The sequence below is a fragment of the Streptomyces sp. NPDC085866 genome (genome assembly GCF_044541035.1).
GTDB lineage: Bacteria > Actinomycetota > Actinomycetes > Streptomycetales > Streptomycetaceae > Streptomyces.
In genome coordinates this window covers 619,338-631,503 of the sequence record NZ_JBITSQ010000001.1, presented here as the reverse complement: position 1 = coordinate 631,503, position 12,166 = coordinate 619,338, and the positions used below count along the sequence as shown (strand labels likewise).

9 protein-coding genes and 1 pseudogene are annotated in these 12,166 nt (G+C 71.9%); 1 reads left to right on the top strand and 9 read right to left on the bottom strand.

The genetic code is table 11. The annotated features are described in order from the left end of the window. Positions 1-17 precede the first annotated feature (17 nt). The gene (locus tag ACIF83_RS02785; protein ID WP_393465150.1) at positions 18-1,892 is read right to left on the bottom strand and encodes an AMP-dependent synthetase/ligase; all 1,875 of its coding nucleotides are present in this window, start codon (positions 1,890-1,892) and stop codon (positions 18-20) included. Between the two features lie 263 nt (positions 1,893-2,155). After that, the gene (lepA, locus tag ACIF83_RS02780; protein ID WP_145878543.1) at positions 2,156-4,030 is read right to left on the bottom strand and encodes a translation elongation factor 4; all 1,875 of its coding nucleotides are present in this window, start codon (positions 4,028-4,030) and stop codon (positions 2,156-2,158) included. A gap of 227 nt (positions 4,031-4,257) precedes the next feature. Between lepA and rpsT the strand changes: the two genes are divergently transcribed. After that, a complete protein-coding gene (gene rpsT, locus ACIF83_RS02775; protein WP_067006864.1) occupies positions 4,258-4,524 on the top strand; it encodes a 30S ribosomal protein S20 in 267 nt (88 codons plus the stop codon). Between the two features lie 199 nt (positions 4,525-4,723). Here rpsT and ACIF83_RS02770 read toward each other — a convergent pair whose 3' ends face one another. The 7 genes and pseudogenes from ACIF83_RS02770 to ACIF83_RS02740 form a co-directional block, all read right to left on the bottom strand. Further along, on the bottom strand, positions 4,724-5,119 hold the full coding sequence (locus tag ACIF83_RS02770; RefSeq protein ID WP_393465144.1) for a nuclear transport factor 2 family protein: 396 nt from the start codon (positions 5,117-5,119) through the stop codon (positions 4,724-4,726). Between the two features lie 102 nt (positions 5,120-5,221). Next, on the bottom strand, positions 5,222-6,211 hold the full coding sequence (gene holA / locus ACIF83_RS02765) for a DNA polymerase III subunit delta (protein ID WP_393465142.1): 990 nt from the start codon (positions 6,209-6,211) through the stop codon (positions 5,222-5,224). Between the two features lie 86 nt (positions 6,212-6,297). Then, a complete protein-coding gene (locus ACIF83_RS02760) occupies positions 6,298-6,543 on the bottom strand; it encodes a hypothetical protein (protein WP_393465139.1) in 246 nt (81 codons plus the stop codon). Between the two features lie 55 nt (positions 6,544-6,598). Further along, positions 6,599-7,435: pseudogene (locus ACIF83_RS02755) on the bottom strand (arylamine N-acetyltransferase). Positions 7,436-7,481: 46 nt separating this feature from the next. Continuing rightward, entirely contained in the window at positions 7,482-10,010 is a 2,529-nt protein-coding gene (locus tag ACIF83_RS02750) for a ComEC/Rec2 family competence protein (RefSeq protein ID WP_399722963.1), read from the bottom strand. After that, positions 10,007-11,164, bottom strand: a complete 1,158-nt coding sequence (locus tag ACIF83_RS02745; RefSeq protein ID WP_399722961.1) for a helix-hairpin-helix domain-containing protein — start codon at positions 11,162-11,164, stop codon at positions 10,007-10,009. Before ACIF83_RS02745 ends, ACIF83_RS02750 begins: the two co-directional genes overlap by 4 nt. 121 nt (positions 11,165-11,285) lie before the next feature. Beyond that, positions 11,286-12,131 (bottom strand): DegV family protein, encoded by an 846-nt coding sequence (locus ACIF83_RS02740; protein ID WP_393465128.1) that lies wholly within the window; start codon positions 12,129-12,131, stop codon positions 11,286-11,288. Positions 12,132-12,166 lie beyond the last annotated feature (35 nt).

The window sequence follows — 12,166 nt, the reverse complement described above, 5'->3', positions numbered from 1 at the left end:
GGGGCCGGGCGGTTGTCTCACGCCTCGCGGGTGCCCGAGTACATCTCGTCGATCAGGGCCTTGTACGCCCGCTCGACCACCGGCCGCTTCAGCTTCAGGCTCGGGGTGATCTCGCCGTGCTCGACGTCCAGGTCGCGCGGCAGCAGCCGGAACTTCTTGATGGTCTGCCAGCGCTGCAGGCCCTCGTTGAGCTGCTTGACGTAGCCGTCGACCATCTCGACCGTCTGCGGGGCCGCGACGATCTCGGCGTACGACTTGCCCTCCAGGCCGTTCTCCTTGGCCCACTGCAGGATCGCGATCTCGTCGAGGGCGATGAGCGCGGTGCAGTAGTTCCGGTCGGCGCCGTGCACCAGGATGTTGGAGACGTACGGGCACACCGCCTTGAACTGGCCCTCGACCTCGGCCGGGGCGACGTACTTGCCGCCGGAGGTCTTGATGAGGTCCTTCTTGCGGTCGGTGATGCGCAGGTAGCCGTCGGGCGACAGCTCGCCGATGTCGCCGGTGTGGAACCAGCCGTCGCTCTCCAGCACCTCGGCGGTCTTCTCGGGCTGCTGGTGGTAGCCGTCCATGATGCCGGGGCCGCGCAGCAGGATCTCGCCGTCGTCCGCGATGCGCACCTCGCAGCCGGGCAGCGGCTTGCCGACGGTGCCGGTGCGGTAGGCCTCGCCCGGGTTGACGAAGGAGGCCGCGGAGGTCTCGGTGAGGCCGTAGCCCTCCAGGATGTGGATGCCGGCGCCGGCGAAGAAGTAGCCGATCTCGGGGGCCAGCGCGGAGGCGCCCGAGACACAGGCGCGCAGCCGGCCGCCGAAGGCCTCCCGCAGCTTGGAGTAGACGAGGGCGTCGGCGACCTTGTGCTTGGCGCCGAGGCCGAACGGCACGGCGTGGTTGCCGGTGCGGCGGAAGTTGTCCTGCGAGACCTTGGCGTACTCGCGGGCGACCTCGGCGGCCCACTGGAAGATCTTGTACTTGGCCCCGCCGCCCTCGCGGGCCTTGGCGGCGACGCCGTTGTAGACCTTCTCGAAGATGCGCGGCACGGCCGCCATGTACGTCGGCTGCACCACCGGAAGGTTCTCGATGATCTTGTCGACGCGGCCGTCGACGGCGGTGACGTGGCCGACCTCGATCTGGCCGGAGGTGAGGACCTTGCCGAAGACGTGGGCGAGCGGCAGCCACAGGTACTGCACGTCCTCGCCGCTGATCAGGCCGGTCGCGGCGATGGCCTTCGCCATGTACGCCCAGTTGTCGTGCGGCAGGCGCACACCCTTGGGGCGGCCGGTGGTGCCGGAAGTGTAGATGAGGGTGGCGAGCTGGTCCTTGCTGAGCGCGCCGACCCGCTCCTTGATCAGCTCGGGGTGCTTCTCCAGATAGGCGGTGCCGCGCTGCTCCAGCTCGGTGAGGGTGGTCACCCAGTCGTCGGTCTCGACGCCGGCCGGGTCGATGACGACGACCTTGGTCAGCGTGGGCAGCTCGGCGCGCTTCTCCACCGCCTTGGCGACCTGGGCCGCGTCCTCGGCGATCAGTACCCGGCTCTCGGAGTCGGAGAGGATGAACGCGGACTCGTCGGCATTGGTCTGCGGGTAGACGGTCGTGGTGGCGCCGCCCGCGCACATGATGCCGAGGTCGGCGAGGATCCACTCGACGCGGGTCGAGGAGGCGAGCGCCACCCGCTGCTCCGGCTGCAGACCCAGTTCGATGAGCCCGGCCGCGATCGCGTACACCCGCTGCGCCGCCTCGGCCCAGCTCAGCGACTTCCAGTCGTCGGGCCCCTGACCGGAGGCGGCCGGGACCGGATAGCGGTAGGCCTCGGCGTCCGGTGTGGCCGCCACGCGCTCCAGGAAGAGGGCCGCGACGGACGGCGGACGGTTCTCGATCAGGGTCTGTGTGTCGGTCACGACATCCTCCGGGGCCCGCGACAGTGCGGCTGGCTCAAGTGCGGCTGGGTTAACTCACGGGTGAGGTTCGGGCTTGTTGTTTAACTCGCGAGTAACTATCGAGCAGGGATCAGGGTAAGGCGCGACCGGCCGCTGCGTAAGGGGCATCGGCCTGTCACTTTCCACGCAGAGCGACGCTACGCACGCGTAGGGGCCCGCCATGCTTTCGCACGACGAGCCCCTGTTGTGCCCGGTTTGCGGACACAGCCCGCTGTAACCGTTGGTTACTTCTTGCCCTTGCCCGACCCCGCGCTGTCATCGCTGGACAGGACCGCGATGAAGGCCTCCTGCGGAACCTCCACGGAACCCACCATCTTCATCCGCTTCTTGCCTTCCTTCTGCTTCTCCAGCAGCTTCCGCTTACGGGAGATGTCACCGCCGTAGCACTTGGCGAGGACGTCCTTGCGGATGGCACGGATGGTCTCGCGGGCGATGACCCGGGAGCCGATGGCGGCCTGGATCGGCACCTCGAAGGCCTGCCGCGGGATGAGCTCGCGCAGCTTGGCGACGAGCCGCACCCCGTACGCGTACGCGGCGTCCTTGTGGGTGATCGCCGAGAAGGCGTCCACCTTGTCGCCGTGCAGCAGGATGTCGACCTTGACCAGGCTGGAGGTCTGCTCGCCGGTGGGCTCGTAGTCGAGGGACGCGTAGCCGCGGGTCTTGGACTTCAGCTGGTCGAAGAAGTCGAAGACGATCTCCGCGAGCGGGAGGGTGTAGCGGATCTCGACGCGGTCCTCGGAGAGGTAGTCCATGCCGAGCAGGGTGCCGCGCCGGGTCTGGCACAGCTCCATGATCGAGCCGATGAACTCGGTGGGCGCCAGGATGGTGGCGCGCACGACCGGCTCGTACACCTCGCCGATCTTCCCCTCGGGGAACTCGCTCGGGTTGGTGACGATGTGCTCGGTGCGGTCCTCCATGACCACGCGGTAGACCACGTTGGGCGCGGTGGCGATCAGGTCGAGGCCGAACTCGCGCTCCAGCCGCTCCCGGATCACGTCCAGGTGCAGCAGGCCGAGGAAGCCCACGCGGAAGCCGAAGCCGAGGGCCGCTGACGTCTCCGGCTCGTAGACCAGCGCGGCGTCGTTGAGCTGCAGCTTGTCGAGGGCCTCGCGCAGCTCCGGGTAGTCGGAGCCGTCCAGCGGATACAGACCCGAGAAGACCATCGGCTTCGGGTCCTTGTAGCCGCCGAGCGCCTCGGTGGCGCCCTTGGCCTGGCTGGTGACGGTGTCACCGACCTTCGACTGACGCACGTCCTTCACGCCGGTGATGAGGTAGCCCACCTCACCGACGCCCAGACCGTCCGCCGGGAGCATCTCGGGCGAGCTGACGCCGATCTCCAGCAGTTCGTGGGTCGCGCCGGTCGACATCATCTTGATGCGCTCGCGCTTGTTGAGCTGGCCGTCGATGACACGGACGTAGGTCACGACACCGCGGTAGGAGTCGTAGACCGAGTCGAAGATCATCGCGCGGGCCGGCGCATCGGCGACCCCGACCGGCGCCGGGATCTCCTTGACGACCTTGTTCAGCAGCGCGTCGACGCCGAGGCCGGTCTTGGCGGAGACCTTCAGCACGTCCGACGGGTCGCAGCCGACCAGGTTCGCCAGCTCCTCGGCGAACTTCTCCGGCTGCGCGGCCGGCAGGTCGATCTTGTTCAGCACGGGGATGATCGTGAGGTCGTTCTCCATCGCCAGGTAGAGGTTGGCGAGGGTCTGCGCCTCGATGCCCTGGGCGGCGTCGACGAGGAGGATGGTCCCCTCGCAGGCGGCCAGCGACCGCGAGACCTCATAGGTGAAGTCGACGTGCCCCGGGGTGTCGATCATGTTGAGGATGTGCGTCGTGCCCTGGTCGGGGCCCTCGGTCGGGGCCCAGGGCAGACGCACCGCCTGGGACTTGATCGTGATGCCGCGCTCGCGCTCGATGTCCATCCGGTCGAGGTACTGAGCACGCATCTGCCGCTGCTCGACCACACCGGTCAGCTGGAGCATCCGGTCGGCGAGCGTGGACTTGCCGTGGTCGATGTGCGCGATGATGCAGAAATTGCGGATCAGAGCCGGGGCGGTACGGCTCGGCTCGGGCACATGGTTAGGGGTCGCGGGCACGCAGGGTCCTGTCTCTTGAGGCGCCTTATGCCTCGGGTCGGATCGATACGTAGTCTCCATGGTCCCACGCGAAGGGACCGGGGACCGTTTTGGGCCGCCCGGAGGGCCACTGGTACTGTAGATGGCTGTGCCTCATGCCCTCTCAGCGCGAGGCACGAACAGAAAATTTTTGGATCACCGGTACGGGACCCGAGCGGCCCCGCACCAGAACCTGAAAAGGCTCCTTCGTGGCGAACATCAAGTCCCAGATCAAGCGGATCAAGACCAACGAGAAGGCTCGGCTGCGCAACAAGGCCGTCAAGTCCTCCCTGAAGACCGCGATCCGCAAGGCCCGTGAGGCCGCTGCCGCGGGTGACGTCGAGAAGGCCACCGAGCTGCAGCGCGCTGCCGCGCGTGCGCTCGACAAGGCCGTCTCGAAGGGCGTCATCCACAAGAACCAGGCCGCCAACAAGAAGTCGGCGCTTGCTTCCAAGGTCACGTCCCTCAAGGGCTGAAACTCCCTTCTGATCTGACCGCCGGAAGGACCCAGAGCGGGCCCTCTCTCATCCGCTCCCGTCCGGCACCCCAGAGCCTGTTCGCGGCCTGCGTTCGCCACGCGGGAACGGGCTCGCCAGCTTGGTCCGAGGCCCCGGTGCCCTCCCTTCCCCAGGGTGGGCGGCGGGGCCTTCGGCATGGCCGCCCCGGGCCTTCGCGTCACGACCAGAAGGCGTTGTTCCTGTCGATGTCCGGTACGCACTCGTCGATGTCGGTGATCTTGTCCCCGACGATCCTGAGGACGAGGCATCCCTCCTCCCCGTAGCGCTTGTCCCCGCGTTCCGCGGTGACGTGGTGCAGGGCCACGACATGCCCCCGGCCGTCGACGAACACGCTGCGCAGCTGGAGGCGCAGACTGCCGCCACTGTCCTGGAAGAGCTTGCCGTACATCTTGATCACGGCGTCCCGGCCCTTGAAGTCGCCGGAGAGCGGATGGCTGCCGGGCGCGTGATAGGTCACGTCCGCCGTCATCAGCTCCCGCAGGGCGTCCATGTCGGCTCGGAAGAAGGCGTCGTAACCCTTACGGACCAGGGCTGCGTGCGGATGTTCAGCCATGTCGATCGCCACCTTCCAGTGTTTCGGCGATGTACGGCTGACAGCTCCGATTCTCCTCGCCGACGGCCACCGGGCGACTGGATCACCGCTCCGGCCGGAGGCTCAGCCCCGCCCTCTGGACCGCGCGGCCCGGGCGATCGTCACGACCGCCTTCTCCAGCGCGTACTCGGGGTCGTCACCGCCGCCCTTCACGCCCGCGTCGGCCTCGGCGACCGCCTGCAGCGCCACGGCCACCCCGTCCGGCGTCCAGCCCCGCATCTGCTGGCGCACACGGTCGATCTTCCACGGCGGCATGCCCAGCTCACGGGCGAGATCGGCGGGCCGGCCGCCGCGCGCCGACGACAGCTTCCCGATCGCCCGCACCCCCTGGGCCAGCGCGCTGGTGATCATCACCGGGGCCACCCCGGTGGCCAGCGACCACCGCAGCGCCTCCAGCGCCTCCGCCGTACGACCCTCCACCGCCCGGTCGGCGACGGTGAAGCTGGACGCCTCGGCCCGCCCCGTGTAGTACCGCCCGACGACGGCCTCGTCGATCGTCCCCTCGACGTCGGCGACGAGCTGCGCCACCGCCGAGGCCAGCTCGCGCAGGTCGCTGCCGATCGCGTCGACCAGCGCCTGGCACGCCTCGGGCGTGGCCGACCGCCCGAATCCCCGGAACTCGCCTCGCACGAACGCCAGCCGGTCCGCCGGCTTGGTCATCTTCGGGCAGGCCACCTCCCGCGCCCCGGCCTTGCGCGCGGCGTCCAGCAGGCCCTTGCCCTTCACACCGCCCGCATGCAGCAGCACGAGGGTGATCTCCTCCGCGGGCGCCCCGAGGTACGCCTTCACGTCCTTGACCGTGTCGGCCGAGAGATCCTGGGCGTTGCGTACGACCACGACCTTGCGCTCGGCGAAGAGCGAGGGACTCGTCAGCTCGGCGAGCGTGCCGGGCTGCAACTGGTCCGGGGTCAGGTCCCGTACGTCCGTGTCGGCGTCGGCGGCCTTCGCGGCGGCCACCACCTCCTGCACGGCACGGTCGAGCAGGAGGTCCTCCTGGCCCACGGCAAGGGTCACCGGGGCGAGAGGGTCGTCATTCGCAGTCTTCCTGGCCATCGCCTACAGCATCCCACGCGGCACTGACAACGAACCGGCCGCGCGCTCCGACCGGTCCCGGACCACCCCCGGAGCCGGCCCCGGGGTCACGGCTCCTCGCGCCAGCCGTCCCACTCGCCCGCGAAGGCGTCCAGTTCGGCGGGGTCCAGGCGTCCGTCCTCGTCGTGCAGGACCAACAGCCACTGGGCGTCCTCCGCGTCGTCCTCGCCGGCCAGGGCGTCCCGGACGAGCTGGGGCTCCTCGTCGACGGCGAAGCGCTCCCCGAGCGCCTCGGCCGCCTCCTCGGCGGCATCGCGGTCGGGCAGCACCAGCACGTGTCTCACATCGCTCACCGCCCCATTCTCCGGCACCCGCCGCACACCGAACGGCCAGGTCAGCCCTTCCGAATCAGTCGTTCCGATGCCGCACGGTCGGCACCCGGCTCAACCCGATCCCGAACCGCTCCCGGTACACCGCCAGCACCTCCTCGTCCGTCCCCGGTTCCGTTGTCTCCTTCCTCCCGTCGGGGGCCGTCGTCGTCAACGCCCGGCCGCTGACGGTGATCCGCCCGCCGTCCTCCGTCACCCGCGAGCACACCAGGGACCGGGTGAAGTGCGACTGCGGCGAGGTGCTGTGCCACCAGGCCCCGGCCGCGAAGTCCCCGAGCGCGCGGGGCCGCGTCTCCAGCCGGTACTGCGGCCTGCCGTTGCGTACGACGTCCAGGTCCGGGGCCGCGGCCGAGTCACCCCCGCCACCGAGCACCCCGGCGGGGTCCGGGCCGGCCTCCGCCACCCGGAACGTCCCGCCGGGATCATGCTGCTCCGCACGCTCCGCGAAGGCCAGCGGATAGTGGCTGTGTGCCCCGAACCCGACGTCGGCGAGCCAGTCCCCGCCGTCCGCCGTCCGCACCCGCAGCGCGAGATGGTCGTACGGGATGCCGAGGCGCCCCTCGTCCCCGTACACCCGCGCCGCCAGCAGCTGGACGTCTTATCCGAGGGCGGCGAGCAACGCCCCGAACGCGCCGTTGAGTTCGTAGCAGAAGCCGCCCCGTCGCCCCTCGACCACCTTGTCCAGCAGCCGCTTCTCCTCCAGCACGATCTCCTCGCCGAGGTGGATGGACAGGTTCTCGAAGGGCACGGTCCGCAGATGGCGCAGGTGCAGCTCGCGCAGGGCCTCGGTGGTGGGCTGCGGCGGGCGGGCGGCACCGAGGCGGCCGAGATAGGCGTCTGCCTGTGCTGGGTTCATGCACCCAGTCTGGGCGAACACCCGCCCTCAGTCTCTCGCCGAACCCTCAGTCTCTCGCCACCCGCACCTCCCCGTCCGTCCCGCCGCCGCCGACCGCGAGCGCCCCGTCCCGGTCCGTGCGCAGGACCACCGCCCCGCCGGCCCGCAGCGCGGCGACGGTCGCCGGTGCCGGGTGGCCGTAGGGGTTGTCGGCGCCGCAGGAGATGAGCGCCACCCGCGGGGCCGCCAGCCGTATCAGGTCCGGATCCTGATAGGCCGAGCCGTGGTGGGCCACCTTCAGCACGTCCACTCCCGCCAGCCGGGCCGCTGCCGGGGAGTGCAACAGGGCCTGCTGAGACGGGGGTTCGAGGTCCCCGAGAAGCAGCATCCGCAGTCCGCCGGACCGGACGAGCAGGGTGACACTGGCGTCGTTCGGTCCGTCCGGCTCCGGTACCGCGGCCTGCCCCGGGGCCGGGTCGGCGGGTGGCCACAGCACCCGCCAGGCCAGCGGTCCGCTGCGGCGCTCCTCGCCGGCCACGGCCCGGGTGAGCGGGATGTGCCGCTCGGCCGCCTCCCTTCGCACGAACTCGGCCTGATCCGCCGGTTCTTCGAAGTCCGTCGTCTCGATCGCGGCCACCGAGCGGCCCCGCAGGACACCGGGCAGCCCCGCGACGTGGTCGGCGTGGAAGTGGGTCAGGACGACCAGGGGGATGCGGGTGATGCCCAGCTCCCGCAGGCAGTGGTCGACCAGCGCGGGGTCGGGTCCGGTGTCCACGACCACCCCGGCCCCCTCGCCGGCCGCCAGTACGGTCGCGTCGCCCTGCCCGACGTCGCACATCGCGTACCGCCAGCCCGGCGGCGGCCAACCCGTGATCACCCGGGTCAGCGGCGCCGGCCGCATCACCACCAGCAGGAGCAGCACACCGAGCGCACCGCACCACCAGGGGTGCCGCAGCAGGCGCCGGCCGGCCAGGACGACGGCCACGGTGACCGCCGCGAGCAGCAGCGCCCCGGGCCAGCTCCCCGGCCAGTCCACTCCCGCGCCGGGCAACGCCGCCCCCGTCCGGGCGATCTGCGCGATCCATCCGGCGGGCCAACCGGCGCACCAGGCCAGCACCTTGGCCGGCGGCATCGCCACCGGCGCCGTGGCGAGCGCGGCGAACCCCAGCACGGTGGCCGGAGCGACCGCCACCTCGGCCAGCAGATTGCAGGGCACCGCCACCAGACTCACCCGGGCCGACAGCACCGCCACGACCGGCGCGCACACGGCCTGTGCGGCGGCGGCCGCGGCCAGCCCCTCGGCGAGCCGGGCCGGCACCCGGCGCCGCTGCAGCGCCTCGCTCCAGCCGGGCGCCAGCACGAGCAGCGCACCGGTGGCCAGCACGGAGAGCAGGAAGCCGAAGCTGCGGGCCAGCCAGGGGTCGTACAGCACCAGCAGGAGAACAGCCGTGGCCAGCGCCGGGACCAGGGATCTGCGGCGCCCCGTCGCCAGGGCGAGCAGGGCGACCGCGCCACAGGCCGCGGCCCGCAGCACGCTGGGGTCGGGCCGGCACACGATCACGAAGCCGAGCGTGAGCGCTCCCGCGAGCAGGGCGGTGGCCCGCAGCGAGAGCCCCAGGCGCGGGGCGAGTCCACGGCGCTCGACGCGCTGGGCGAGACCGGGCGGCCCGATCAGCAACGCGAGCAGAATCGTGAGGTTGCTGCCCGAGACGGCGAGGGTGTGCGCCAGGTCCGTCTCCTTGAAAGCGTCGTCCAGTTCGGGTGTGATCCGGGAGGTGTCGCCGACGACCAGCCCGGGAAGCAGCGCCCGGGCGTCCGCCGGCAGTCCTTCGGTCGCCTCCCGCAACCCGGCCCTGAGCCGGCCCGCCAGCCGCTGCGGCCCGCTCGGCCCCGTGACTAGCTCCGGAACGGGCTCGCTCCGCACCCGCAGCACGGCCGCTGTCCGGTCACCGCCCACCAGAGCGGGCGCCAGCCGGGCGTTCACGCGCAGCCGGGTGGACGGCAGCAGCCCGAGCCAGCCCGGGCGTGCACCGCTGGTGCCCCGCACACCGGCCGCGTCCCCCGTGGGAGGGGCGCGTGGCGCGGCCACGTCCGTGTCGACGACCATCAGCACGGGAGTCCGCGTCCGTACCCCGGCCCCGTCGTCCTCCGCCACGCGCCGCACTTCCGCCCTGGCCAGCACCGCCACGGGCGCCGCGTGATCACCCCGCACCCGTGGCCTGCTCAGCCAGGGGTCGCCGGTCAGCTCGACCTCGACGGTCACGGTCGCGAACCGCCGCGCCAGCTCGGGCACCGGCCCGCGCCGCACATCCGCCCCGTGCAGCCCGGCGGAGGCGGCGGCCGCGGCCACGCACAGGAGCACGGCTGCGACCGGGGCGCGGGCCCAGGCGAACCGGGCGGGCGGCCCGACCGGCCTCCCCCACCGCCGGGCCGACAGCAGGACTGCTCCGGCGAGCAGACAGGCCAGAGCGATGCCGGCACTCCAGCCCGGCGGAGCATCGAGGACCAGGGCAGCCGTCGCCCAGGCCGCGAGTGCCGGGGGCACCAGGCGGAGGTCGGTCGCGGTCGGCGGCGGCTGCTCGGAAGGCCCGCTCATGGCTGCACCATGGTCCGCAGGTCGGCGAAGCGGCGGTCGCCGATGCCGTTGACCTGGCGCAGCTCGTCGACCGAGCGGAAGCCGCCGTGCCGGGTGCGGTAGTCGATGATGTGCTGGGCCAGCACAGGGCCGACCCCGGGCAGGGTGTCCAGCTGGTCCACGGTCGCCGTGTTGAGGGAGACCGGGGCCGCCGGTCCCGTCCCCACCGGTCCGGAACCCGCACCGCCGCCGGGCCCGGGCGGGGCGGCCGCCGCTCCTGCGGACGCACCGACCAGGATCTGCTCGCCGTCCACCAGGAAACGGGCCCGGTTGAGCCCCTCGGTACTCACCCCCGGTCGCACCCCGCCCGCCGCCCGCAACGCGTCCGCCACCCGCGAGCCGGCCGGCAGCCGCCGGATCCCCGGCCTGCGCACCTTGCCGCCGACGTCGACGACGATCTCCCCGCCCGGCTTCGCCGGGGCGCTCACCGCACCACCGGACTTCGCGCCCTCCTCCTTCCCGGCGAACGGCGCCTCGGCACGCACCACTTGGGGAGCGCTCACGGTCTGTGTCCGCCCGGACCAGAAGTGCTGGACGGCGAACACGGCGGCCACCACGAGCACCACGGTGAGCGCGACCACTCCCCGCCGCTCCACCCCGCACCGCACCTGCAACCACACCGGCAACCGCTCCCGCAGAGCGACCCCGGCCCGCTCCCGCAGGCCCGGCAGGACGGGCTCCGCCGTGTCCGATTGGTCTGCCGGACCGGCCGGTTGCTCCGCGGACACCGCAGCCGACCCCAGCTCGGTGGACAGCACACGAGCCTCGGCGAGTTCGGGTGACGCCGTACTCACGCCTGACGCCGATCCCGTTGCCGTCCCCACCCCGGGCGCCACCCGCGTCGCCGTCCTCGACCCGGGCGCCGCCCCCACCCCCATCGCCGTACGCGCCGGCTGCTGCCTCTCCGGCGGCGCGTTCCCCGACTCCCGCCACTGCGCGGCTCGTTCGCCGAAGAGGAGTTCCGCACGGCGGCGCAGCTCCTCCGCGGGTGCGGGAACGCGGTGACGGGCGCGGCGACGGTCGGCTGGGTGGCGGCGGATGCGCCCGTCGGAGGTGGGGCCACGGCCCGGTCCGCTGGTCGGGGTGGCGGTGCGTGAGCGTGATCGAAGTGCCATGCGACGAGGATGGAACATCTCGCCACTTCACGATGATCTTGGTCAATTCCCGGGGATCACCGCCCGGTTGTGGAGAACTCCACCACTCGCACGAGTGACAGCGGCCCGGGAAACGGGGGTGTCAGCGCGGCGAGACGACCGCTCCCAGCAGCCCGGGCCCGGTGTGCGCCCCGATCACCGCTCCGACTTCGCTGACATGCAGATCGGCCAGCCCGGGCACCCGCTCCCTCAGCCGGTCGGCGAGGGCGGCGGCCCGCTCGGGGGCGGCGAGATGGTGGACGGCGATGTCGACGTCGGCGCCGCCCGCCCGGTCGGCCACGATCTCCTCGAGGCGGGCGATCGCCTTGGACGCCGTACGGACCTTTTCCAACAGCTCGATGCGGCCACCGTCCAGCTGGAGCAGCGGCTTGACGGCCAGTGCGGAACCGAGCAGGGCCTGTGCGGCGCCGATGCGACCGCCGCGGCGCAGATAGTCGAGCGTGTCGACGTAGAAGTAGGCGGAGGTGCCCGCGGCCCGCTTCTCGGCCGCCGTCACGGCCTCGTCCACCGTGCCGCCGGCCTCCGCGGCCTCGGCCGCGGCGAGCGCGCAGAAGCCCAGTGCCATCGCGACCATCCCGGTGTCCACCACCCGTACCGGTACCGGTGCCTCACGCGCCGCGAGGACCGCCGCGTCGTAGGTGCCGGACAGCTCGGCGGACAGATGCAGGGAGACGATGCCGCTCACGCCGGACTCGGCGACCCTGCGGTAGGTCTCCGCGAACATCTGGGGGCTGGGGCGGGAGGTGGTGACCGGGCGCCGCTTCTGGAGCGCCTGGGCCAGGGAACGGGTCGAGATCTCGGTGCCCTCTTCGAGCGCCTGGTCGCCGAGGACCACGGTCAGGGGCACCGCTGTGATGCCGTGACGCTCCATCGTCCGCGGCGGCAGGTAGGCCGTTGAATCGGTGACGATAGCGACATGGCGGGACATGAGCTGGAGGTTACCTGCCGTAGCGCTCACGCGGC